At 69.1% G+C, this 22,792-nt stretch carries 21 protein-coding genes; 10 read left to right on the top strand and 11 right to left on the bottom strand.

Features of this window, described 5'->3' with window-relative positions; all coding sequences use genetic code 11:
• Positions 1-96 precede the first annotated feature (96 nt).
• Complete coding sequence (locus OG876_RS33555; RefSeq protein WP_328520698.1) at positions 97-888, top strand: ArsR/SmtB family transcription factor; 792 nt, start codon at positions 97-99, stop codon at positions 886-888.
• On the opposite strand, the gene OG876_RS33550 is transcribed toward OG876_RS33555, so the two are convergent.
• The 3 genes from OG876_RS33550 to OG876_RS33540 form a co-directional block, all read right to left on the bottom strand.
• Entirely contained in the window at positions 889-3,018 is a 2,130-nt protein-coding gene (locus OG876_RS33550; RefSeq protein ID WP_328520697.1) for a RecQ family ATP-dependent DNA helicase, read from the bottom strand. It abuts the gene before it with no gap.
• 67 nt (positions 3,019-3,085) lie between these two features.
• Complete coding sequence (soxR, locus tag OG876_RS33545; RefSeq protein ID WP_328520696.1) at positions 3,086-3,565, bottom strand: redox-sensitive transcriptional activator SoxR; 480 nt, start codon at positions 3,563-3,565, stop codon at positions 3,086-3,088.
• 50 nt (positions 3,566-3,615) lie between these two features.
• Positions 3,616-4,890 (bottom strand): MFS transporter, encoded by a 1,275-nt coding sequence (locus tag OG876_RS33540; protein ID WP_328520695.1) that lies wholly within the window; start codon positions 4,888-4,890, stop codon positions 3,616-3,618.
• Between the two features lie 71 nt (positions 4,891-4,961).
• Between OG876_RS33540 and OG876_RS33535 the strand changes: the two genes are divergently transcribed.
• Entirely contained in the window at positions 4,962-5,960 is a 999-nt protein-coding gene (locus tag OG876_RS33535; RefSeq protein ID WP_328520694.1) for a GlxA family transcriptional regulator, read from the top strand.
• 3 nt (positions 5,961-5,963) lie between these two features.
• Here the strand turns inward: OG876_RS33535 and OG876_RS33530 are convergent, their stop codons facing one another.
• Positions 5,964-7,091, bottom strand: coding sequence for a M24 family metallopeptidase (locus OG876_RS33530; protein ID WP_328520693.1), 1,128 nt, complete (start codon positions 7,089-7,091; stop codon positions 5,964-5,966).
• A gap of 76 nt (positions 7,092-7,167) precedes the next feature.
• Between OG876_RS33530 and OG876_RS33525 the strand changes: the two genes are divergently transcribed.
• Genes OG876_RS33525 through OG876_RS33515 form a run of 3 tightly spaced genes read left to right on the top strand, consistent with a single transcriptional unit; the run spans position 7,168 to position 10,461 of the window.
• Complete coding sequence (locus OG876_RS33525; protein WP_328520692.1) at positions 7,168-7,962, top strand: alpha/beta fold hydrolase; 795 nt, start codon at positions 7,168-7,170, stop codon at positions 7,960-7,962.
• 10 nt (positions 7,963-7,972) lie between these two features.
• Positions 7,973-8,860, top strand: a complete 888-nt coding sequence (locus OG876_RS33520; protein WP_328520691.1) for an SDR family NAD(P)-dependent oxidoreductase — start codon at positions 7,973-7,975, stop codon at positions 8,858-8,860.
• Positions 8,857-10,461: an AMP-binding protein gene (locus tag OG876_RS33515; RefSeq protein ID WP_328520690.1), complete on the top strand. Its 1,605-nt coding sequence runs from the start codon at positions 8,857-8,859 to the stop codon at positions 10,459-10,461. The genes OG876_RS33520 and OG876_RS33515 overlap by 4 nt, the downstream gene beginning before the upstream one ends.
• Before the next feature lie 4 nt (positions 10,462-10,465).
• On the opposite strand, the gene OG876_RS33510 is transcribed toward OG876_RS33515, so the two are convergent.
• Together OG876_RS33510 and OG876_RS33505 are read right to left on the bottom strand one after the other, a co-directional pair.
• Positions 10,466-11,155 carry an SGNH/GDSL hydrolase family protein gene (locus OG876_RS33510; RefSeq protein WP_328520689.1) on the bottom strand — a complete coding sequence of 230 codons (690 nt, stop codon included), beginning with the start codon at positions 11,153-11,155 and terminating at the stop codon, positions 10,466-10,468.
• A gap of 120 nt (positions 11,156-11,275) precedes the next feature.
• Positions 11,276-12,190 (bottom strand): LLM class flavin-dependent oxidoreductase, encoded by a 915-nt coding sequence (locus tag OG876_RS33505; protein WP_328520688.1) that lies wholly within the window; start codon positions 12,188-12,190, stop codon positions 11,276-11,278.
• A gap of 211 nt (positions 12,191-12,401) precedes the next feature.
• Here OG876_RS33505 and OG876_RS33500 point away from each other — a divergent pair, with 211 nt between their 5' ends.
• The 3 genes from OG876_RS33500 (at position 12,402) to hrpA (ending at position 17,995) form a co-directional block, all read left to right on the top strand.
• On the top strand, positions 12,402-12,806 hold the full coding sequence (locus tag OG876_RS33500; protein WP_328520687.1) for a universal stress protein: 405 nt from the start codon (positions 12,402-12,404) through the stop codon (positions 12,804-12,806).
• Between the two features lie 187 nt (positions 12,807-12,993).
• Positions 12,994-13,863: a TIGR03619 family F420-dependent LLM class oxidoreductase gene (locus tag OG876_RS33495; RefSeq protein ID WP_328520686.1), complete on the top strand. Its 870-nt coding sequence runs from the start codon at positions 12,994-12,996 to the stop codon at positions 13,861-13,863.
• 43 nt (positions 13,864-13,906) lie between these two features.
• Positions 13,907-17,995 carry an ATP-dependent RNA helicase HrpA gene (gene hrpA / locus OG876_RS33490; protein WP_328520685.1) on the top strand — a complete coding sequence of 1,363 codons (4,089 nt, stop codon included), beginning with the start codon at positions 13,907-13,909 and terminating at the stop codon, positions 17,993-17,995.
• On the opposite strand, the gene OG876_RS33485 is transcribed toward hrpA, so the two are convergent.
• A complete protein-coding gene (locus OG876_RS33485; RefSeq protein WP_328520684.1) occupies positions 17,992-18,933 on the bottom strand; it encodes a helix-turn-helix transcriptional regulator in 942 nt (313 codons plus the stop codon). The two genes, hrpA and OG876_RS33485, sit on opposite strands and share 4 nt — an antisense overlap.
• A gap of 64 nt (positions 18,934-18,997) precedes the next feature.
• On the opposite strand from OG876_RS33485, the gene OG876_RS33480 reads away from it, so the two are divergent.
• Positions 18,998-19,846, top strand: a complete 849-nt coding sequence (locus OG876_RS33480; RefSeq protein ID WP_328520683.1) for a DinB family protein — start codon at positions 18,998-19,000, stop codon at positions 19,844-19,846.
• On the opposite strand, the gene OG876_RS33475 is transcribed toward OG876_RS33480, so the two are convergent.
• Together OG876_RS33475 and OG876_RS33470 are read right to left on the bottom strand one after the other, a co-directional pair.
• Positions 19,847-20,245 (bottom strand): helix-turn-helix transcriptional regulator, encoded by a 399-nt coding sequence (locus tag OG876_RS33475; protein ID WP_328520682.1) that lies wholly within the window; start codon positions 20,243-20,245, stop codon positions 19,847-19,849.
• A 128-nt stretch (positions 20,246-20,373) separates the two neighbouring features.
• Positions 20,374-20,679: a hypothetical protein gene (locus OG876_RS33470; RefSeq protein ID WP_328520681.1), complete on the bottom strand. Its 306-nt coding sequence runs from the start codon at positions 20,677-20,679 to the stop codon at positions 20,374-20,376.
• Between the two features lie 69 nt (positions 20,680-20,748).
• Here OG876_RS33470 and OG876_RS33465 point away from each other — a divergent pair, with 69 nt between their 5' ends.
• The gene (locus tag OG876_RS33465) at positions 20,749-21,495 is read left to right on the top strand and encodes a phytanoyl-CoA dioxygenase family protein (RefSeq protein WP_328520680.1); all 747 of its coding nucleotides are present in this window, start codon (positions 20,749-20,751) and stop codon (positions 21,493-21,495) included.
• A gap of 48 nt (positions 21,496-21,543) precedes the next feature.
• Here OG876_RS33465 and OG876_RS33460 read toward each other — a convergent pair whose 3' ends face one another.
• Entirely contained in the window at positions 21,544-21,960 is a 417-nt protein-coding gene (locus OG876_RS33460) for a VOC family protein (RefSeq protein WP_328520679.1), read from the bottom strand.
• 175 nt (positions 21,961-22,135) lie between these two features.
• Positions 22,136-22,780, bottom strand: a complete 645-nt coding sequence (locus OG876_RS33455) for a CGNR zinc finger domain-containing protein (RefSeq protein WP_328520678.1) — start codon at positions 22,778-22,780, stop codon at positions 22,136-22,138.
• Positions 22,781-22,792: the final 12 nt, after the last annotated feature.

Genomic DNA, 22,792 nt, shown 5'->3' with positions numbered 1-22,792 from the left:
CTGCCCCCGTCAATCTCATTCCGGATTGACATGCAGCCGTTCGGCTGCCTATGGTCCTTATGCAGCCAGACGGCTGCATGACCTGATCGGAGCGTGATGGACGACGAGGTGTTCCGCGCCCTGGCCGACCCGAGCCGCCGGCAGCTGCTCGACATGCTGAACGCGCGCAACGGGCAGACGCTGGGCGAGCTCTGCGCCGGCCTGGACATGGCCCGGCAGTCGGTGAGCAAGCATCTCGCCGTGCTGGAGGCCGCCAACCTCGTCACCACCGTGTGGCGCGGCCGGGAGAAGCTGCACCACGTCAACGCCGAGCCGATCAACGCCATCGCGGACCGCTGGATCAACCGGTACGACCGTCGGCGGGTCGAGCTGTTCGCCGATCTCAAAACGGCTTTGGAGGCCGAAACCATGAGCGACAACGACTTCGTCTACACCACCTACATCAAGACCACGCCAGAGCGGCTGTGGCAGGCGCTGACCGACCCCAAGTTCACCGAGCAGTACTGGCACGTCCAGCACGAGACCGACTGGAAGGTCGGCTCGGAGATGGTCTGGCACCTGGGGGACGTCGCGATGGCCGGCCCGGGACAGGTGGTGCTCGAGCACGACCCGTACACGCGGCTGTCCTTCACCTGGCACCACATCACGCCGGAGTTCGCGAAGGCGGTCGAGATGGATGACGACCTTTATCAGAAGACCAGCCGCGAGCCGCTCTCGAAGGCCACCTTCGAGCTCGAACCGGTCGACGACCAGGTCAAACTGACCGTCATCCACACCGGCTTCGAACCAGGCAGCGCCATCCGCGCCATGATCGAAGACGGTTGGACGCGCCTGATCTCCGACCTGAAGTCGTTCGCCGAGACCAGCCCTGAACTGGCAGCCGGCTGACTACGGGCGCTTGTGGATGAGGAGAGGCAGGACTGCGGCGGCGCCTGCCTCGCGGAGTTTGGCGGTGGCCACGGTGATGGGCCATTGGGATGAGGTGGCGTCGACGAGCAGGAGGACGGTCCGGGCGGTGACAGCTTGGGCGGTGGCGCCGTCGACCTGGAGGCCGTCGCGCCAGACCCTCGCCTCCTCGGCCGATGACAGGTCGTCGGTGAAGCCGCTGCGGTCGACCGTCAGCTCTGCCTGGTCCAGGCGACCGACGGCGGCAACGTGCTCAGCGATCGCGACAGTCAGCTGACGGTGGCCCGCAGCGGGTAGGGCGACGACCACCTCGGGGCGACTTGACCACGAACCGCGCCAGCGGGACAGCGCCGCGACGGCACCGGCCTTCAGCGCTTCAAGTGCTTCGGCGGGCGGTTCGGCGTCGCCGAAGGTGGCACGGACGACCTCACGCCACTCCGGTGCGTCTGCATAGATCAGACTCCGGCCCGGCTCGGCGCCCAGCTCCGCGGGGATGCGACCCTTCGCACCGAACGCACCGCCCGGCCACATCTTCCGCGGCTCCAGCACGTGCACCTCGCCACGGAGCAACCGCGTGATCGTCGCCACGGTCTCCGCCTCCGGCCGCTCCCCCAGCGGATCGGGCAACTCCCCTAGGCACACCGAACACCGCCCGCACGCCTCGGCCGACGGATCGTCCAGCGACTCCTGTAGAAGTTGCATAAGGCAACGAGCACCACGCGTGTAGGCGCGCATGATATCCGCCTCGCGCCGCCGGACGGCAACGATCCCGTCGTAGTGGGCGGCGTCGAACGTCCACTCCGCCCCGGTCCGCACCCAGCCCCGCTCGACCCGGTCGACGACCCCGTCCACCGCCAACTGCTTCAGCATCAGCTCAACGCGCGTACGGCGCAGTCCCGTCTCGGCCTCGAGCGCCGGAACGGACGCCGGCTGATCCGGCCCGTAGCCGTCCAAGCCGCGCAGCAGACGCTGCACGTTCTCCGGGATCGGAATCGTCGCCGTCGCGAAGTAGTCCCACACACCGGCATCCGCATCGGACGGCAGCAACGCCACCACCGCATGATCGATCCCGCGCCCCGCACGACCGACCTGCTGGTAGTACGAGACCGGCGACGGCGGAGACCCGACATGCACGACGAACCCGAGATCGGGCTTGTCGTACCCCATCCCCAACGCCGACGTAGCGATGAGCGCCTTCAACTGATTGGCGCGCAGCGCATCCTCGAGACTCTCGCGCTCCCCCGCCTCCAACCCACCCGTGTACGCCGCAACCGGTACGTCGCGACCGTGGACCTCCTGAATCACCGCGGCCAGCCGCTGCGCATCAGCAACCGTCAAGGTGTAGACGATGCCCGAGCCCGGCAGCTTCGGCAGATATTCGACCACCCACGCGAACCGATCCAGCGGCGACAACGCATCGACCACCGCCAGTTGCAGACTCGATCGCGCCAACGGACCCCGCAGTACGAGCGTCGACTCGCCCAGTTGATGCGCGACGTCCTCGGTCACCCGCGCGTTCGCCGTCGCGGTGGTCGCGAGGACCGGAGTCTTCGGGTTCAGCTGCTGCAACACGTCGGAGACCCGCCGATAGTCCGGCCGGAAGTCGTGCCCCCAGTCGGACACCGCGTGTGCCTCATCGATCACCAACAGCCCAATCTGTCCGGCCAGCCCGTCGAGCACGCGCCGCCCGAAGCCGGGGTTGGCCAGCCGCTCCGGTGAGACCAGCAGGACGTCGATCGCCCCGGAGCGCAGATCGTTCTCGATACTCGACCACTCGTCGATGTTGTTCGAGTTCAACGTGGCGGCGCGCAGACCGGCCCGGCTCGCGGCCGCGACCTGATCGCGCATCAACGACAGCAACGGCGATACGACCAGGGTCGGACCGGCGCCCTCGGCCCGTCTGATCGCGGTCGCCGCCCAGTACACCGCCGACTTGCCCCAACCGGTCGCCTGCACCACGAGCACTCGCGCGGCCGGCTCACAGAGGGCCGCGACCGCGGTCTCCTGGTCTGCCCGCAGCCGCGCGCTCTCCCCCGCGATCGCCTGGATCACACCGCCGGCGATCTTGGCGCGCTCGTCGGTCAGAGTCAGCGTCGCGTTGGTCTCAGCCATGCCGAAACACTAGACGCCCGCACCTACAGTCCGCTGAGCCCAGCCGCCGGGCTGTGGAAAACCCGGATCAGGCGCACTTCCCGGGATGGCACGGTTCGCCCTCGGCGGTCACCAGTCGCTGCGGACCCGGGCCCTTCGCGGCCAAGGCGTCGTACGGATTGGCGAGGGCGCAGCGGTCGAGGGAGAGGCAACCGCAGCCGACGCAGTCCTTGAAGTCGTCGCGCAACTGCTCCAGGTGCAGGATCCGGCGATCGAGCTCGGCCTGCCAGCACTCGGAGATGCGCTCCCAGTCCGCGCGCGTCGGCGTCCGGTTGTCCGGCAGCAAGGCCAGGATCGCGGCCACCTCTGCGAGCGGGATCCCGACCCGCTGCGCGATCCGGATCAGTGCGACCCGGCGGAGGGTGTCCCGCCGGTACCTGCGCTGGTTGCCCGACGTACGACGGCTCACGATCAGGTTCTGGCGCTCGTAGAAGTGCAGAGCCGAGATCGCCACGCCACTGCGCTGCGACAACTGCCCGACTGTCAGCTCACCCGGCTCGATGTCCATCGTCCATCCCTCCAACCTCAACCTAGATCGAGGCTAGCCGAAAGACGGTCTCAGGCGGTCACGAGGCGGCGCCCGATACTCGCGGACATCAGCGCCGCGCCCGCGCACAATCCGCCGGCCAGATACCAGGCCAGGTTGTAGCTGCCCTGGGCGTCCCGGATCCAGCCGGCACCCGTCGCGGCCAGCGCGGCACCGATCTGGTGCGATGCGAACACCCAGCCGAACACGATCGGCCCGTCCACTCCGAACCACTCCCGGCACAGCGCCACGGTCGGCGGAACGGTCGCCACCCAGTCGAGCCCGTAGAAGATGATGAACACCCAGACACTCGGCTGAGCCGTCGGACCGAGCAGCGAGGGCAGCACCAGCAGCGAAAGCCCACGCAGCGAGTAGTAGGCGATGAGCAGGTACCGCGGATCCCACCGGTCGGTCAGCCAGCCGGACGCGATCGTCCCGCCGACATCGAACACACCCACCAGCGCCAGCAACGACGCCGCGGTCGTGGCCGGCATGCCATGGTCGTGCGCAGCCGTCACGAAGTGCGTGCCGATCAGTCCGTTGGTCGACGCACCACAGATCGCGAAGCCACCGGCAAGCAACCAGAACGCAGGCCGGCGCATGGCCGTCTGCAACGCCTTGAGCGCCCGTACCGCACTACTGCCGGTCGACTCGACCCGCTGTCCGGCCGTGCTGCCCTCGGGAGCGCCGTACGCGCGCAGTCCGACATCGCTCGGGTAGTCCCGCAGGAAGAACAGCACCAGCGGTACGACGGCCAGCGCGGAGCCGGCCGCAACCAGCGCCGGCACACGCCAGCCGTAGTGGCCGGCCAGACTCGCGATGAGCGGCAAGAAGATCAGCTGCCCGGTCGCACCGGCGGCCGTCAGGACTCCGGTGACCAGACCGCGACGGTGGACGAACCAACGACCGGAGATCGTTGCGACGAACACCATGGACATCGACCCGGTGCCGATGCCGACCAGGAGACCCCAGCAGAGCAGCAGCTGCCAGGACGCGGTCATGAAGACGGTCAGCCCGCTGCCAAGCGCGATCAGTACGAGCGCCCCACTGACCACCTGACGCAGGCCCAGCCGGTCCATCAGCGCGGCCGCGAATGGTGAGATCAGGCCGTAGAGCAGCAGGTTGATCGACACCGCCGACGAGATCGTCGCATGCGACCACCCGAACTCGTCGTGCAGCGGATCCAGCAGCACCCCGGGCACCGACCGGAAGCCGGCCGCACCGATCAGCGTCACGAACCCCACGGCCGCGACTGCCCAGGCCAGATGGACCCGGGAAGCCTTCTTCGTCTCCAGAATCTGCGTCACCCGGCCAAGTCTGCCGGTTCGACCACCATCGAACTAGTGGCCAGAATGCCAGCATGTGTCAAGATATGGCCATGACTCCTGCTCGCGGCAAGCGGCACCTCTCCGCGGTCGGCCCGCACCGGATCGCCGTCCTGGCCCTCGCGCCGGTCGTCGGGTTCGATCTGACGATCCCGCCGACGGTCTTCGGGGCGGCCACGCAGGCGGACGGCACCCCGCTGTACGACGTCCGCATCTGTGGACTCGAGATCGCGCCGATCCGGGCGAGCGCCGGCTTCAGCCTGATCCCGGACTACGGCCCCGAGGCACTGGCCGACGCGGACACCGTGATCATCCCGGGCACGTACATCGCGCAGCCACGCTACGAGGGCACGCTGCCCGACGACCTGGCCGACGCGCTCGCGACCATCCGGCCGGGCACCCGGATCGCGTCGATCTGCACCGGCGCGTTCGTCCTCGGCGCGGCCGGGCTCCTCGACGATCGGCCCGCGACCACGCACTGGCAGCGGGCCGAGCTGTTCCGCAGCGTCTACCCGCAGGTGCAGCTCGATGAGGACCGGCTGTTCATCGACGACGGCGACATCCTCACGTCGGCCGGGCTCGCGGCGGGCGTGGACCTCTGCCTCCATCTGATCCGCCGCGACTTCGGCAGCGAGGTGGCGAACCGGGCCGCGCGGCATTGCGTCGTACCGCCGTGGCGGGACGGTGGTCAGTCGCAGTTCATCGAGCGCGTCGTACCGGAGGAAGGCAGCGAAGGCACCGCGCCGACCCGCGCGTGGGCGCTCGAGCGGCTCGGCCGAGCGCTCAGCCTGCCGGCGATGGCCGCTCATGCGCAGATGAGCGTGCGCACCTTCAGCCGGCGCTTCAAGGCCGAGACCGGGCAGTCCCCGGGCACCTGGCTGCTGCAGCAACGCGTGCGCCACGCATGCCACCTGCTGGAGACGACCGACCTGACCGTGGATCGCGTCGCCGAGTCGGCCGGCCTCGGTACCGCTGCTTCCCTGCGCCATCACCTCCGTTCCGAGCTCGGGGTCTCTCCCCTCACCTACCGCAAGACCTTCCGCGCGGGCTGAGCCTCAGAGCACGACCAGCTCGTGCGGCTGGTTGTTCATCGACTCGACGCCGTCCGCGGTGACCACCACGATGTCCTCGATCCGCGCACCCCAGCGCCCCGGCTGGTAGATGCCCGGCTCGATGCTGAACGCCATCCCCGGCTCCAGCGGCAACTCGTTCCCACTGACAATGTATGGCTCTTCGTGCACGTCGAGCCCGATCCCATGTCCGGTCCTGTGGATAAACAGGTCGCCGAACCCGGCCGCCGCGATGACCTCCCGCGCCGCAGCATCGACCGACTCCGCCGACACGCCGGGCCGCACTGCGTCCACCGCCGCCTGCTGCGCCTGCTGCAGTACGGCGTACGTCGCGGCGACGTCCGCATCCCGGGGTTCGCCGACGGCGTACGTTCGGGTCGAGTCCGAGTTGTAGCCCTCGGCAACGGGTCCGCCGATGTCGACGACCACCACGTCGCCTGCTTCGATCACCCGGTCGGACACCGCGTGGTGCGGGCTCGCGCCGTTCTGTCCGCTGCCGACGATGACGAAGTCGGCCAGGATGTGGCCCTCCTCGACGATCGCGGCCGCGATGTCGGCGCCGACCTCCGCCTCGGTCCGGCCGGCCCGCAGCCACTCGCCGACCCGCGCATGCACCCGGTCGATCGCCGCTCCGCCCTTCCGCAGCGCTTCGATCTCGGCCGCGTCCTTGCGCATCCGCAGCTCACGCACGATCGGCCCAGCCAGCACTTGCTCGGCCTTGGGCATCGCATCCCGGACCGCGAGGACGTGCAAGGCCGGAGTGAAGTCGCTGACCGCGACTCGATCCACGCCCCGCAACCGGTCCGCGGCAACGCCGTACGGATCGTCGCCGTCCACCCAGGTGACGACCTCGACGCCCAGCTCGTCCAGCGGCGACCCGGCGAATCCAGGCGCCTCCAGCTTCGGAACGATGAGCGCGACCGGGCCGTCGGCCGGGATCACCAGCGCGGTCAGCCGCTCGAACGAGCCGCCGGCCTGACCGATCAGGTAGCGCAGATCGGAACCCGGAGCGATCAGCAGACCGGTGCCGGCGGCCGCTTCGCGTGCGCGTTGCAGCCGGGCGTTAAGGATGGAAGCTTCGGGTGCGGGACCTTGAGGTGTACGACTCGACATGAGGCGACTCTAAGACTGTCGGCGTCGGTTGCTACAACTTGTCCGCTCGCATCGAGCTCGGCGAAAGGTAACCACGATGACACTGCACCACGTGTCCTACGGCGACGGCGTTCCAGTCTTGGCGCTGCACGGCTGGACCCCTGACCACCGCTTGATGACCGGATGCCTGGAGCCGATCTTCGCCGAACTGCCCGGCTACCGGCGCCTCTACCCCGACCTGCCCGGCATGGGCCAGAGCCCGGCCGGCGACATCGACAACTCCGACGGCATCCAGGCCGCCGTCCGGGCGTTCATCGACGAGCAGATCGGCACTGAACCGTTCATCCTGATCGGCGAGTCGTACGGCGGCTACCTGTCCCGCGGGTTGATCGCGGAGCGACCGGAGCAGATTCTCGGCCTCGGCCTGATCTGCCCGGTCGGCAAGCTGGTCCACAGCGAGCGGACCGTGCCCGAACACGTTGTCCTGCGCACCGAGCCGGGCGTCCTCGAGTCGCTGACCGAGGGCGAGGACTTCACCGACCTCGCCGTGGTCCAGACGGCGGCCGCGCTGGCGGCGTACCGCTCCGACGTGGCAACCGGCCTCGCCGTCGCGGACACCGAGGCGCTCGACCGAATCCAGCGGAACTGGGCGCTGTCGATCGAGCCAGAGAGCAGACCTGTCTACACCGGACCGACACTGATCGTCTGCGGCAGGCAAGACTCCGTGACCGGGTACGCCGATCAGTTCGCACTGCTCCCGCACTACCCCCGCGCCACCTTCGCCGTACTCGACGTCGCCGGGCACAACCTGCAACTCGAGCAGCCCGCGTTGTTCGGCGCCCTGGTCCGCGAATGGCTGCAGCGCCTGCCATCCGCGGCTACCAGCGGGTAATGTCAGCCGCATGGTGACTGGGAAGCGTCCGATCGGGTGGTCGTTGCTTGTCGCGTTGACCAATGGGCGGGCACGGATCGCCGACGATCGGCTGGCCGCGGCCGTTCGCGACCAGGTGGTCCTGGTGACCGGTGCGTCGTACGGCATCGGCGAGGCGACCGCGCGGCGGCTTGCCCGGGCCGGGGCGACCGTGCTGCTCGTGGCGCGGACGACGGATCAGTTGGAGGTTGTAGCGGACGAGATCCGGGCTGACGGCGGTGCGGCGTTCGTCTACCCGGCGAACCTGGCCGATCCGGCGGCGGTCGAGGAGCTGGCTCGCACGGTGCTGGCCGAGCACGGCCACGTCGACGTACTGGTCAGCAACGCGGGCAAGTCGATCCGCCGGTCGGTCGCGGACTCGTACCAGCGCTTCCACGACATCGAGCGGACGAACGCGGTCAACTACCTCGGCCCGGCCAAGCTGGTGCTCGAGTTGCTCCCGTCGATGCGCGAGCGCGGCTCCGGGCACATCGTCAACGTGTCGACCGCAGGCGTGCGGACCCCACCGATGGCGCGGTGGTCGGCGTACCTGGCGTCGAAGAGTGCGTTCGACGTCTGGCTGCGGTGCATTGCGCAGGAGATCCGCGGCGACGGCGTGACCACGTCGACGGTCTACATGGGCCTCGTGCACACCCGGATGAGCGAGCCGACGCCTGTACTGAACAAGATGCCCGGGCTCACCCCGGAGCAGGCTGCCGATCAGGTCTGTACGGCGGTCGCGGAGCGGCCGCACAACATCACTCCACCGATGGTCCGCCCGGCCGATGCCCTGGGCAACCTGTTGCGCGTCCCGACCGACCGGTTGCTCGAGCAGTACTTCCGTCGGACCGGAGGCGGGACGAAGCGGGGTAAGCTATGAGGACGCCCCGCCCGATCGCGCCGATGCGGCCGCCGGAGTGGCTGATCCAGGGCGCGGCCGAGGTCGGCGGGCTGTCGGTCGCGCTGATCAAGTCCGGCCTGTGGCGCTCGGCCCGGCCGTCGCAGCTGATCGGCATCGAGCGAGCGTTGCGCACCTGGGGTCAGTCGATGGCCGCGCTCGGCGCCATTGCGGCGATCCGCTATCCCGAGCGCGCCGCGGTCATCGACGAGGCCGGCGAGATCACCTACGCCGAGCTCGACCGGCGCTGTGAGCGGATCGCAGCCGGGCTGCACGACCGGCACGGAATCGTTGCCGGCGGCAAGGTCGCGGTGCTGTGCCGGAACCACCGCGGGTTCCTCGAGGCGACGCTGGCCGCGTCTCGGATCGGCGCGGACGTGCTCTTCGTGAACACCGAGTTCGCTCCCCCGCAACTGCAGGCGGTCCTCGAGCGACACCGGCCGGACCTGCTCATCCACGACGCCGAGTTCACACCGCCGGCCGGCGTCCCGGCGGTCCGCTCGGATCTCGACGACCTGGCTGCGTCGACGGCCGCCGCCGTACCGTCGCCGGACTCCCCGGGCCACATCACGATCCTGACGTCGGGCACCACGGGTACGCCGAAGGCCGCGCCGCGGGTGCCGACCGCACTGGGGCTCGCTGGGCTGACCTGGAGCGCGCTCAATCGGTTCGGTCTCCGGTCGGGTGAGCCGGTCGTCATCTGTCCGCCGCTGTTCCACGGACTCGGCCTGCTCACGTCCATGCTCGCGCTGTTCCTCGGCTCGCCGCTCGTGCTGCGGCCGCGGTTCGACCCGGCTGCCGTACTCGCGGATGCCGACCGGACCCGAGCCGGCACCATCCTCGCCGTACCGGTGATGCTGCGGCGGATGCTCGACCTCGGGCCGACGGAGATCGCGACGTACGACCTGCGGGCGCTGCGGGTTGTGATCTCCGGGGCGTCCGCGCTGGGCGCGCCGCTGGCGGAGCGGTTCATCGAACGGTTCGGACCGGTGTTGTGCGACGCGTACGGATCGAGCGAGGTTGGGATCGCCACCATCGCGACCTCGGCCGACCTGATCGCGGCGCCCGGGACCGTCGGGCGGCCGTGTCTCGGCAGCTCGATCCGGATCCTCGACGACCAGGACCGGCCGGTGCCGACCGGCGAGACCGGGCGGATCTTCGCGGGCGGCGGACTGGTGTTCGGCGGGTACTCCGACGGCTCGAGCAAGACGGTGGTCGACGGGCGGATGAGCACCGGTGACCTAGGCCACCTGGACCAGGCCGGGCGGCTGTTCGTCGACGGCCGGGAGGACGACATGATCGTCTCCGGCGGCGAGAACGTGTACCCCGTCGAGGTCGAGCAATGCCTGGCCGCGCACCCCGCGGTCGCCGAGGCGGTCGTCACCGGGGTCCCCGACGACGAGTTCGGTCAGCGCCTGGTCGCGTACGTCGTACTCCACGAGCCGACCACCGAGGACGACCTCATCGCCCACGTCCGCGCCAACCTGGCCCGCTTCAAAACCCCCCGCCAGATCGTCATCCTCGAAGACTTCCCCCGCAACGCCACCGGCAAAGTCCTCCGCACCAAACTCAGCCCGCCGTGACGTGTCACCCGATCGCACTCGCCGCAGCGGACATCATCGCCGAGGCCCAGAACGTACACCCGTTGCCGTGGCCGGTCCCTGCCGCTGACCAGGGGTGTACTCCGTCCTGGAGGTAGTACGGGATGCGGCTCGGATTCGAGGCGAACCACCAGGACCACGGGATGAGCTGGGACTTCGAGAGATTCTCTCGCAGCTGATTGTTGACCCACATCGAGTTGCGCTGATCCGCCAGTTGCACGGCGGGGGCGTAGCGGGTCCGGGCGACCTGGACATCCGACCACAGCAGTCTGGTGCCGCTCGGCAGGCCGGCCTTCAGCCGAACGACCTGCGCGCTGACCGGACGGGGATCGAAGATGTCATTCGAGCCTGACTGCACCAGCAGGACTCTCGGGGTCCTCGGCTGGGCCAACAGCCAGTCGACGGTCGGAGCGGTGGGACGCCCGGACCAGTAATTGATCGCGAGCGTCCGGCCTCGTCCCGCTACCAGTGTCGCGAATGATCGGTAGCACCGCGCGGTGATCGAATCGCCGATCAGGCCGACATCCGCGGTCGACCAGTTGCCCACACTGCCGTGAGACATCGCCGGCCAGTTTCCCAATGTCCCGGAGCCGAAGTCGGCCCGCGCCGGGACAGCTATGCCGACCAACAACGCGACAGTCGCTACCGCACTCCCCAGGATGGCAAGGTGCTTCATGGTTCTCCCCCTCCGAAGACGCCAGTCCTCACTCCAGGACAGAACTCTTCCGCCTCATGCTCAAGACCTCGCCGACCATCGACTGTGATCGCCCGCGTGGGAGGCCGGCCCGGAACAGGCTCAGCCCGCCGTGAACAGGGTGCGGAAGCGGGTCATGCGGGCCAGGGTGTCGTGTTCGTCGCCGAAGGAGACGGCCATGGTTTCCGCTCCGGCTTCGGTGAGCTCGTAGGCCAGCTCGACGATCGGGCCCGGATCACCGGCGGACCAGTCCAGGCGAGTACCAACCCGCACCGGCCGCGCTGCGTCCGCCCAGGCCGGCTCCACCCCGCCGTGCGCTGCGAACTCCTCGTCCAGCGTCGCGGACTCCTTGCTCGGCGTTGTGGACTCCTTGCTCGGCGTTGCGGACTCCTTGCTCGGCGTCGCGGACTCCTCGCGGAGGGAGCGAAGGTTGGTTACGGCTGCGGCGAAGGCGGGGGCGTCCAGGCCGAGGCCTTGCCATTCGTCGCCGTAGCGGGCGGCTCGGCGGAGGGCGGCCTTCGTCGTACCGCCAATCATGATCGGAAGGCGAGCGCGGAGCTTCGGCTCGAAGACGCCGCCGCGGTCCTTGCCTGCGAACAGGTCGCGGATGATCGCGAGGGACTCGTCCGTACGGCGGCCTCGGTCCTCGAATGTGGCGCCGACGCTCGCGAACTCGGTCGCGTCCCAGCCGGCACCGATGCCGAGGACGAGACGCTCCCCGGATAGCCGGTGAAGCGTCGCGGCCTGCTTGGCGACGACGTACGGGCTGCGCATCGGCAACACCAGCACCGACGTGCCGAAGCGGATCCGGGTCGTGCGCGCGGCTAGGTACCCGATGGTGACGAGCGGCTCGTAGACGCCGCCGTACGTCGAGCCGAACTCGCCCGGCGGCAGCAGATGATCCGGCAACCAGGCTGTGCCGTAGCCGAGTTCCTCCGCGGCTACGGCGAGCTCGACCAACCGTTCGGGAGCCATGGCCGCCGACTCGTCCGGCAGGACCACCTGCAGTTCCACCATGCGCTTGACCCTAGCCGCTCAGCGGGGGCCAAGCGGCTGAGGCGAGCGCCCTCACTTGCCCGGCCGGACGTGTGCCACTCATCAACGCACATGCCTGACCGGGGCCGAGCGGTGGCCGAGCGTGAGCTGCGCGGCTCTCGGTTGTTTGGTGAGTGGTACAGGACCGGCGTGGAGGGGTGAGTGGCTTGGAGACTGATGGGAGAGTGAGGGCGTGAAGATCCTGGTCGGTTACGTGCCAACTCCCGAGGGCGAGGCGGCGTTGACGGCCGCGGCCGCTGAGGCGGAACTGCGGGGGGCGTCCGTCCTGCTGCTCAACACCAGTCGCGGTGACTCGTACGTCGACACCCGCTACGCCAACGCCGACGAGCTGGCCGCCGCCGAGGCCAGACTGCGCGAGCTGGGAGTCGAGGTGGCGATCCAGCAGGCCGTCACCAGCGGCGACGTAGCCGGCGAACTCCTCAAGGCGGCCGCCGCCGAGGACGTCGGCCTGATCGTCCTCGGCCTCCGCCGCCGCAGCCCCGTCGGCAAACTCATCCTCGGCAGCACCGCCCAAAGAGTCCTCCTCGAGTCCCCCGTCCCTGTCCTCGCAGTCAAGGCAACCTCCCTCCCCGACTGACCGCCCCGATCGCCAGCCGGGCGCTGGCTCCCGGGGCGGGGTGGAAACGCAACCCCCGACCCCTGTGGGTCCAGCCTGCTTGCGGGTACGGCCTGGCTCGGTACACCGGCGCAAAGTGAGGGGATTGGCGTCGACTGATGGGTGGAGGGGGCGCAGTGGTGCGTCTCCGGGTTGGAGGGATGTACGCATGAGCTACCCCGAGGTGGGAGTCGGACTGCCGATCATCGGGCCGGAGGCGAGTCCGGGGGTGATCGCGGACATCGCGGTGGCGGTGGAACAACTGGGCTTCGCCGCGGTGTCGGTGTTCGAGCGGTTGCTGTTGCCGGCGGCGCCGGATTGGGTGAACCACGCCGGCTTGCCGGAGTATCCGGCGTACGACGCGTTGGAGACGTTGACGTACGTCGCGGCGCGGACCGAGCGGGTGCGGTTGCACACGGCGGTGCTGATGCCGTTGTTCCAGCAGCCGGTGGTGCTGGCGCGGCGGGTCGCGACGATCGACCACTTCTCGGGCGGCCGGATGGATCTCGGCATCGGGCTCGGCTGGCTGCCGGAGGAGTTCATCGCGACCGGCGTCCCCGCTCACGGGCGGGTGGCGGCGTACGAGGAGGCGGTCGCGGTACTGCGGGCGTGCTGGGGACCTGATCCGGTCGAGTTCGCCGGTCAGCACTTCACCGTCCCGCCGGCGAAGATCGGGCCCAAACCACTGGCACCGCTGACGCTGTACGGCGGTGGTGTCGCGCGGCCCGCGATCGAACGGGCCGCCCGGATCGCCGACGGACTCACACTGGCCCACCGCGACTGGGAGTCCACCCGCGCGGCCATCGGCTGGTACCACGACGCCGGCGGCTCCGGCCCGATCATCCTCCGTGCCGGGCCGCTGAAACCGCACCCGATGCTCAACGGCCCACTGACTTTCACCCCGGCGGCGATCCTCGACGATCTCCAGTTGGCGGCCGAGTCCGGCATCACCCGCGTCGACTGGGATCTGAACATCGTCGAGACCCCGATCGCCGACCAGCTCGCGGCGTTCAAGGCCCTGGCAGGGCGCCTTTGGTAATCCGGGTGAGTGGCTGTGCCCGGCCGCCTAAACTGGACGGGTTATGCCTGATGCCCGGACCGAGTCGTCGAGTCCTTCCCCAGCCACCGGTCCCGTCCAGGACCCCGCCGTACGTCGTCGGCCTCGTCGCCGGCGTGGACCGAAGCCGGGCGGTGCCCGTCCGGCCGAGGCCGCCGATCACCCGATCGCTGAGGATGGGCCGTCGCTGGCTGACGTGGTTGCCCGGCTTGATGGGCTGACCACCTACGACCGGGACCAGCTCGGGCGGCGGCTCGAGCGGGTTCGGACGACCAAGGACGCGCTGAAGCGCGAGCAAGCGCTGCGCGGGGTTCAAGCAGCGGTCGAGCAGGCTGAGCGGCGGGTCGAGGTACGGCGGATGTCCGTGCCGGAGATCACGTATCCGCCGGAGTTGCCGGTCAGTCAGCTGAAGGACGAGATCGCGGCGGCGATCCGGGATCACCAGGTCGTGGTGGTCGCGGGTGAGACCGGGTCCGGGAAGACGACGCAGATTCCGAAGATCTGTCTCGAGCTCGGGCGCGGTGTGCAGGGCATGATCGGGCACACGCAGCCGCGGCGGCTCGCGGCGCGGACGGTGGCGGAGCGGATCGCGGAGGAGCTCGGCACCGAGCTGGGCGAGACGATCGGCTTCGCGGTCCGGTTCACCGACAAGGTCAGCGACCGTTCGCTGGTCAAGCTGATGACCGACGGCATCCTGCTCAACGAGCTGCAGCGCGATCGCGACCTGACCCGCTACGACACGCTCATCATCGACGAGGCGCACGAGCGCAGCCTGAACATCGACTTCATCCTCGGTTACCTCAAGCGGCTCCTCCCCCGCCGCCCCGACCTCAAGGTGATCATCACCTCGGCGACCATCGACCCCGAGCGGTTCGCCGAGCACTTCGCGGACAGCCAGGGCACGCCGGCGCCGATCGTCGAGGTCTCCGGCCGGACCTATCCGGTCGAGGTGCGCTACCGCCCGATCAACGACCCGGACGACCCGAGCACGATCGACCGCGACCAGACCCAGGCGATCCTGGATGCCGTCGACGAACTCGAATACGAGGCCGATGGCGACGTACTGGTGTTCCTCAGCGGTGAGCGGGAGATCCGCGACACCGCGGACGCGCTGAACGACAAGTTCGCCCAGCAACGCGGCCGGCCGGGCGCGGTCGAGGTCCTGCCGCTGTACGCGCGGCTCTCGAACGCCGAGCAGCACCGCGTCTTCCAATCGCACTCGAACCGCAGGATCGTCCTGGCCACCAACGTGGCCGAGACCTCGCTGACCGTGCCCGGTATCAAGTACGTGATCGACCCGGGTACGGCGCGGATCTCGCGCTACAGCCACCGCACCAAGGTCCAGCACCTGCCGATCGAGCCCGTCTCGCAGGCCAGCGCCAACCAGCGCAAGGGCCGGAGCGGCCGGACCAGCGACGGTATCTGCATCCGGTTGTACTCCGAGGAGGACTTCGAGAACCGGCCTGAGTTCACCGATCCGGAGATCCTGCGCACCAACCTCGCGTCCGTCATCCTGCAAATGACCTCGATCGGCCTCGGCGACATCGCGGCCTTCCCGTTCATCGACGAGCCGGACAAGCGCAGCATCACCGACGGCCTGCAACTGCTCACCGAGCTCGGCGCGATCGAGGCCGCGAAGGCGTCCGAGCGGCACCGCCGACTCACGCCGATCGGCCGTCAGCTCGCCCAGATCCCGCTCGACCCACGGCTCGCCCGGATGATCGTCGAAGCCGACAAGAACGGCTGCGTCCGCGAGGTGATGGTGATCGCCGCCGCGCTGTCCATCCAGGACCCGCGCGAACGCCCGACCGAGGCCGAGGCTCAGGCCCAGCAGGCACACGCCCGGTTCCGCGACCCGAACAGCGACTTCCTCGGGTTCCTGAACCTCTGGAACTACCTGAAGAAGCAGCAGAAGGAGCTCTCCGGCAACCAGTTCCGCCGGATGTGCCGCAGCGAGTACCTCAACTACCTCCGCGTCCGGGAGTGGCAGGACATCTTCGCCCAGCTCCGTCAGGTCGCCGCGCAGATCGGCGTCACGCTCAACAGCGGTGCGCCCGCCGACCCGCAGAGTGTGCACGTCTCGCTGATGTCCGGACTGCTGAGTCACCTCGGCATGAAGGATCCGGCCAACCAGCACCAGTACATCGGTGCCCGCGGCACCAAGTTCGCGATCTTCCCCGGTTCCGGTCTGTTCAAGAAGCCGCCGCAGTTCGTAATGGCCGCCGAGCTGGTCGAGACGTCCCGGCTGTGGGCGCGGGTGAACGCGAAGATCGAGCCGGAGTGGGCTGAGGACCTCGCCCAGCACCTGATCAAACGCACGTACTCCGAGCCGCACTGGGAACGCAAGGCCGGCGCTGTCATGGCCTACGAGAAGGTCACGCTGTACGGCGTACCGATCGTGGCCCGGCGCAAGGTCAACTACGGCAAGGTCGACCCGGAGGTGTCGCGCGAGCTGTTCATCCGGCACGCACTCGTCGAGGGCGACTGGGACACCCACCACAAGTTCTTCCACGAGAACCGCAAGCTGATCGAGGAAGTCGAGGAGCTCGAGGAGCGGACCCGGCGCCGGGACCTGCTCGTCGACGACGAGACGCTGTTCGCCTTCTACGACGAGCGCATCGGCACCGAGGTCGTCACCGGCACGCACTTCGACACCTGGTGGAAGAAGGCCCGCCAGCGCGACCCCGACCTGCTCGACTTCGAGCGGTCGCTGGTGGTCCGCGAGGGCGCCGAGGTGAAGGCGGAGGAGTTCCCGCTGCACTGGACGCAGAACGGGATGACCTTCGACCTTACCTACGCCTTCGAGCCCGGTACCGACGCGGACGGCGTGACCGTGCACATCCCGCTGCTGGTGCTGAACCAGGTCACCGCGGACGGGTTCGAGTGGAGCGTGCCCGGATTCCGCGAGGAGCTCGTCACCACCCTGATCAAGTCCTTACCGAAGGCAATCAGGCGGAACATCGTGCCGGCACCGGACCACGCCCGGCAGGTCCTCCCCCACCTCGACCCGTCCTCCGGCCCGCTCACTGACGCGCTCGCCCGCGAGCTGCGGGAACTGCGCGGTGTGGTGATCGAGACCGCCGACTGGGACTGGTCCCGGGTGCCCGAGCACCTGCGGATGACGTTCCGGGTGGTGGACGACAAGGGCAAGACCGTGGCCGAGAGGAAGGATCTCGCCATGCTCAAGGAACGCCTGAAGCCGAAGACCACCGCGGCCATCTCCAAGGTCGCCTCGAAGGCGGTCAGCGGACTGGAGAAGTCCGGGCTGACCGACTGGACCTTCGGCGACCTGCCGCGCAGCTTCTCCGAACACCGCAACGGCCTCACGGTGGCCGGCTACCCCGCCTTGGTCGACGAAGGCAAGAGCGTCGCGATCCGGCTGCAGGAGACCGAACGCGACCAAGCCGCTGCGATGTGGAACGGCACTCGCCGGCTCCTGCTGCTGACGATGCCGTCCGTGATCGACGTCGTACAGCGGAATCTGACCAACCAGCAGAAGATGACGCTGATGGCAGGACCGCACCGCAACGTCGGTGAACTGCTCGACGACGCGATCGCGGCGGCTGTCGACCAGTTGATGGCCGACGCGCATGGCCCGGCGTGGAATCTGACCGCCTTCTCCGTACTGCGCGACGCCGTACGGTCGGAGCTCGCGGACACGGTCCTGACGATCCTGCGCCAGGTCGAGCAGGTACTGGCGCATGCGCGGACTGTGGACAAGCAGATCTCCCGCGCATCGAGCCCAGCGCTTCTCGCGGCGCTGTCCGACGTCCGCGGCCAACTCGAAGCGCTCGTCCACCCTGGCTTCATCACCGAGACCGGAGCCAAGCGCCTTCCGGATCTGGTCCGCTACCTGCGCGGCATGGAGCAACGCCTGGACAAGATCGGCGCCAACGCGATGCGCGACCGCTCCGGCATGGCGATCGTGCAGAACCTCACCGACGAGTACCACAAGCATCTGCGAGCCGTCCCCACCGGCAAGTACCCGAGCCCCGAGCTCCTCGAAGTCCGCTGGATGCTCGAAGAGCTCCGCATCAGTCTCTTCGCCCAGACCCTCGGTACGCCGTACCCGGTCTCCGAGAAGCGGATCCGGAAGGCGCTCGCGGAGAGCTAGGAATCGAGCAGGCGCCGGCCGTGGTCGTGGACGGCGGCGCGTAGCTCGGGTGGGTCCAGGATCTCGAAAGGCCAGTAGATGCGGGCGACCTGGGCAACCAACGGGCCTAGCTCGTTGGCGGCGATGCGGACTTCACAGGTGGTAAGGTCGATCGGCTCGACCACCCCTTGGCTCGGTGGAATCATCCTGGTCACCGTGGCCGCGTCCGCGCGGACGCGGATCCGGGCGACGATGTCCCAGGGTGCCACTCCGGTGCCTTCGGCAACGAGTGCGACCGGATCGGGCGTCTCGTCAAAGTGGTAGCGCGAGCCGGTGAGCACGGGGGTTGCGATGCGGTCGACGCGGAAGGTGCGCCAGGCCTGCCGATCGCGGTCGCGGGCGACGAGATACCAGCGCCGGCCGGTGTGCACGATCTGCAGCGGCTCGACGCTGCGCTCCGACTCGGTGCCATCGTGGGTGCGGTAGCGGAACCGGATCCCTTCGACATCTCGGCACCCGGCGGCCAGCGTGACCAGCACCTCGCCGTCGACGGTCGGCAGGTCGCCCTGCGGCAACTGGGTCGTGTGCGCCCCGATCGCGGCGACCTGCGCGCGCAAGCGGGTGGGCAGCACCTGATGCAGTTTGGCCAGCGCGGAGATCGCCGCCTCCTCCACGCCCGACACCGTCGTGGTCGTCGCGACGCGCAGGCCGACCGCGATCGCCACCGCTTCCTCGTCGTCGAGCAGAAGCGGCGGCAGCCGACCGCCGGGGCCGAGGCGGTAGCCACCACCGATCCCCGCCTCGGCGTCGACCGGGTAGCCGAGTGACCTCAGCCGGGCGACATCCCGCCGTACGGTGCGAGGCGTGACGTCGAGCCTGGCCGCCAGGTCGGCGCCGTCCCACTGCGGGCGCGACTGGAGCAACGACAGCAGGCGGAGCAACCGGGCCGCGGTATCCATGGTCCGACCATTCTGCCTCGACCTGCGGACCGATCCTGTCCGCAGGTCGTTCTACGGTGAGCTCATGACGACCACGCTGAAGCAGAACCTCCTGGACCTGTCCGACTTCGCCTGGCAGCGGCTGCGCGACCGGGTGAAGGGCCTGACCGACGAGGAGTACTTCTGGGAGCCCTTCGACGGCTGCTGGACGGTCCGGAAGACCGAGACGGGATCTGCCGCCGACTGGGCCTGGATCCCCCCGGATCCGGCGCCGTTCACCACCCTCGCGTGGCGGATCACCCATATCGTCGACATCTTGCAGGAGGAGCGCACCGCCACGTGGCTCGGACACCAACCGGCGGCCGACGACGGCGAGCCGCCGGTGCCGGAATCGGCCGAGGCCGCGCTGACAGCGCTCGACCATGCGTACGACGTCTGGCGCCGACGTCTTGCTGCGCTCAACCAGGACGACCTCGACCGCCCGATGGGCGAGATCGCGGGTCCGTGGGCCGAGCACGACGGCACCGCGTTCGTGCTGCACATCCTGGACGAACTGATCCACCACGGCGCGGAGGTCGGGACTGTCCGGGACTTCTACGGCGGACTGCGAGCCGAGGATCCCTTCGCCGCCGCCCTGGCCGGCGAGGTGACGCCGGCGCAGCGCCCGGCGCTGCTCGCCGAAGCCGCCGCGGCGCAGCGATGGGAGATCATCCCGAAGCTCGCCGACCTGGGCTTCGGCGTCAACGAACGGACCGCGGACGGCAGGACCGCAGCGCATCTGGCCGCGGGGACCGGATCGCTGGACACGCTGCGGTTCCTGGTGGAGCACGGCGCGGATCTGTCCGCGACGGATCCCCGGTTCGGTGCCGACGTCCTCGGCTGGGCGAAGTGGTTCAAGCAACCCGAGGCCGTCGAGTTCCTCTCCGAGCTCTGATCAGGGCACGAAGGCGCGCTGGGATCGGCGGCGGAAGTCGCGGGGTGAGAGTTGGTGGGCCGTGGTGAAGCAGCGGGTGAAATAGGACTGGCTGGTGAAGCCGCACCGGGTGGCGATCGTCGCGACCGGAGCGTTTGTTGCCGCTAGCAAAGATGCGGCGTGCTCCAGCCTGAGGTCGGCGACGAACGCCGTCGGAGTGACGCCGTAAGCCGATCGCATCGAGCGGGACAGGTGGGCCGGGCTGACGGCCGCGAGCTCCAGCAGGCGAGGTACTCCGCCTCGGAGGTTGTCCTCCGAGCGCATCGCCGAACAGGCCTTGGCGAGCCACTGCGGTGTGCCCGGGCGGCCTGTCCTGTCGGCCGGGGAGATCAACGGCAGCAGGTCGATCCAGAAGCGCATCAGGTCGTACGGGCCGGGCTCGTCCTGGAATCGTCCGAGGGCGTGCTCGAAGACGGCGGTCGCGGCCGGGGCGTGGAACGTGACCGGACCGGGCGACGCCGCCCAAGTGCCGGCCGGGTCGGTCCTGGTCAGGTCGAGGAAGCCTCGCCAGGCCGAGCTGGGGAAGGCGACGTTGACGAACTCGAGTCCGTCCGGCGCCGAGCCGCGGACCGCGTGCGATCGTGCGGCCGGACCAGCACCACGTTGCCGGCGACCAGGTCGTCGACCCCGCGGGTCAGCAGGTGCTCACCGCGACCCGACAGCACACCCATGAACTCGTGGAAGTCCGCGTGCGTGTGCAACTCGGTGTCGCGGGTCCGCGCCGGGATCCGCACCCGGGCCGCGTGGTACGGCCGGCCGAACGCATGCGACTCGAACCGCAGCGCCTGCTCCACATCAACACGCTACAAGTTCTCGTCAGCTCGTTGCTAGTACCGAGCCGTGCCCCACCGCAGCATGAAGACATGTTCGAGACCGACGGCTATGTCATCTTCCGCGACGTCATCGACCAGGAACTGATCAAGGAAGTGAATGATCATGTCGAGTGGCTGCAGGCCCGGCATCCCGACGTACGGCCCGAGCAGCTCGGGCACGTGTACCTGCGCGACGACCCGTTCTGGGTCCGGCTGATCAGTGACGACCGGCTCCTGGACATCGCGGAGCAGTTCGTCGGACCAGACCTCGCGCTGTTCGCATCGCACTACATCTCCAAGCCGCCGTACTCGGGGCAGCCGGTGCTGTGGCACCAGGATGCGGCGTTCTGGCCGCTCGATCCGATGCAGGTCGTGACACTGTGGCTGGCCGTCGACCACTCGACGCCGGAGAACGGCTGCGTGCGCGTGATCCCCGGCAGTCATCGGTCGGGGGTGGCCGGGATGCGGGACAACACCGAGGTCGAGAGTGTCCTCGGCAAGGAGATCGCGGTCGAGGTCGACGAGTCAGCGGCGGTCGACATGGTGTTGGCGCCCGGTGATGTCGAGGTGCACCACCCGAACATCGTGCACGGCAGCAACGCGAACACCTCGCCGAACCGGCGCTGCGGACTGACGATCCGCTACATCCCGACGTCGACCCGGATCACGGATCCGGAGGTGCCCTACCCGAGCGCCTTCCACCTGCGCGGCGAGCCCGGCGTCAACAGCTACCAGCCACGGCCCGCGTACGTCGAGGGCCGCCACTTCCCGTTCACGGGAAGCAGTGCGTGGTCATGACACACGAAAGCCCGCCCCGGCGAGTCCGGGGCGGGCAGATGTCGATGCCTACTCGAGGCAGATTCTGAACGGGTGACCCGCGGGGTCGGCGTAGATGCGCCAGCCGCGATCGTTCTCGGCGGGCGGCGGGTCGAGGGGGTCGAGCGGTTCGGCCCCGAGCGCGACCACGGTGGCGTGGCCGCTGGAGAGGTCCTCGACGATCAGGTCGAGGTGGAGATCCTGCGCGTCGGTGCCGGGCCAGGTGGCCGGCACGTACTCCTCCGAGCGCCGGAAGGCCAGCGTCGAGAAGCCGAGCGACGAGCCGGGGCCGGTCAGGCTCCGCCAGTCGTCGTCACCGTTCTCGTCGATGTCGAGCCCCAGCAGCGCCGAGTAGAACTGGGCGAGCTCGAGTGGGTCCGGGCAGTCCAGCACCACCGAGCCGAGCCGCCCGGCAGTACTGCCCGGCTGCTCTGCCACCTGCGTCATCTGTCCTCCAGCTTCTGTTTCATGACTGCCTGCCCGTGTCGGGGCAGGACCGGCCAGGGCCCATCTGGTCGGAAGGCCCGGCCGCCTACGATGACAGGTCGAGTGGACACTTCGCATCTTTCGACACGCCCTCTTGACCGGTCAGGCGGTCGCGGACAGTCAACAGCTGCAGTTGTTACCGCTGAACACCATCGACGGTGGTAGCGCGGCGGCGCTCGCTCAGCTTCCGGATCTTGGCCTGGGTGCCGCAGTCCTCCATCGCACACCAGCGCCGCGACCCGTTCCGGCTGCGGTCGAGGAACAGGAAGCCACAGCCTCCCTCCTCGATCGGACAGGCCCGCAACTGGCGCAGCTCGACCGTCCGCAGCAACTCGACCGCCGCCGCCACCAATCGGTCCGGAATCATCAGCACCGGCGACGTACCGACCTGGAGCTCGGCGACAGCGCCGCCGGGCACAAGCACCGACCGAGCCGCGGCCGCCGACCATCGCAGCGTCAAAAGCTCAAGCGCAGCAGCCATTTCAGCGGATTCGTCCCGCCGGGCCAGCACGGTATAGACAGCCTCCCGGATCTCGATCGTCGCATGGAGTGCCTGCTCGGCCGTGCCGGCGGCGCTGTCCCATGCTGCCGCGACCGCAGTCGCCTCATTGTCGTCGGTCAACCCGATCCGCCGGCTCCAGGCCAGCAGTGCAGCAGGCGCCTGAAGGTAGTCGAGTTCGTCGGCCGTACCACCGGGCACGCGGGGCGCGACCGTGTTCACCAGGTCGAGGGCCGGATGGCCGCCGACGATCCGGAGTACGTCGTTGCGGTTGTCTGCCATACATGACATGCT

Origin of the sequence: Kribbella sp. NBC_00359, from assembly GCF_036097425.1 — a bacterium.
Lineage (GTDB): Bacteria > Actinomycetota > Actinomycetes > Propionibacteriales > Kribbellaceae > Kribbella.
The sequence above is the reverse complement of the archived record's forward strand: the minus strand, read 5'-3'. Positions and strand labels throughout refer to the sequence as shown.

Excerpts from the sequence above, each read along its gene's own strand:
- OG876_RS33555 (WP_328520698.1), top strand. The coding sequence starts at position 97 with ATGGACGACGAGGTGTTCCGCGCCCTGGCCGACCCGAGCCGCCGGCAG.
- OG876_RS33550 (WP_328520697.1), bottom strand. The coding sequence starts at position 3,018 with ATGGCTGAGACCAACGCGACGCTGACTCTGACCGACGAGCGCGCCAAG.
- soxR (WP_328520696.1), bottom strand. The coding sequence starts at position 3,565 with ATGGACATCGAGCCGGGTGAGCTGACAGTCGGGCAGTTGTCGCAGCGC.
- OG876_RS33535 (WP_328520694.1), top strand. The coding sequence starts at position 4,962 with ATGACTCCTGCTCGCGGCAAGCGGCACCTCTCCGCGGTCGGCCCGCAC.
- OG876_RS33530 (WP_328520693.1), bottom strand. The coding sequence starts at position 7,091 with ATGTCGAGTCGTACACCTCAAGGTCCCGCACCCGAAGCTTCCATCCTT.
- OG876_RS33525 (WP_328520692.1), top strand. The coding sequence starts at position 7,168 with ATGACACTGCACCACGTGTCCTACGGCGACGGCGTTCCAGTCTTGGCG.
- OG876_RS33520 (WP_328520691.1), top strand. The coding sequence starts at position 7,973 with ATGGTGACTGGGAAGCGTCCGATCGGGTGGTCGTTGCTTGTCGCGTTG.
- OG876_RS33515 (WP_328520690.1), top strand. The coding sequence starts at position 8,857 with ATGAGGACGCCCCGCCCGATCGCGCCGATGCGGCCGCCGGAGTGGCTG.
- OG876_RS33510 (WP_328520689.1), bottom strand. The coding sequence starts at position 11,155 with ATGAAGCACCTTGCCATCCTGGGGAGTGCGGTAGCGACTGTCGCGTTG.
- OG876_RS33505 (WP_328520688.1), bottom strand. The coding sequence starts at position 12,190 with ATGGTGGAACTGCAGGTGGTCCTGCCGGACGAGTCGGCGGCCATGGCT.
- OG876_RS33495 (WP_328520686.1), top strand. The coding sequence starts at position 12,994 with ATGAGCTACCCCGAGGTGGGAGTCGGACTGCCGATCATCGGGCCGGAG.
- hrpA (WP_328520685.1), top strand. The coding sequence starts at position 13,907 with ATGCCTGATGCCCGGACCGAGTCGTCGAGTCCTTCCCCAGCCACCGGT.
- OG876_RS33485 (WP_328520684.1), bottom strand. The coding sequence starts at position 18,933 with ATGGATACCGCGGCCCGGTTGCTCCGCCTGCTGTCGTTGCTCCAGTCG.
- OG876_RS33480 (WP_328520683.1), top strand. The coding sequence starts at position 18,998 with ATGACGACCACGCTGAAGCAGAACCTCCTGGACCTGTCCGACTTCGCC.
- OG876_RS33475 (WP_328520682.1), bottom strand. The coding sequence starts at position 20,245 with ATGCGCTTCTGGATCGACCTGCTGCCGTTGATCTCCCCGGCCGACAGG.
- OG876_RS33465 (WP_328520680.1), top strand. The coding sequence starts at position 20,749 with ATGTTCGAGACCGACGGCTATGTCATCTTCCGCGACGTCATCGACCAG.
- OG876_RS33460 (WP_328520679.1), bottom strand. The coding sequence starts at position 21,960 with ATGACGCAGGTGGCAGAGCAGCCGGGCAGTACTGCCGGGCGGCTCGGC.
- OG876_RS33455 (WP_328520678.1), bottom strand. The coding sequence starts at position 22,780 with ATGGCAGACAACCGCAACGACGTACTCCGGATCGTCGGCGGCCATCCG.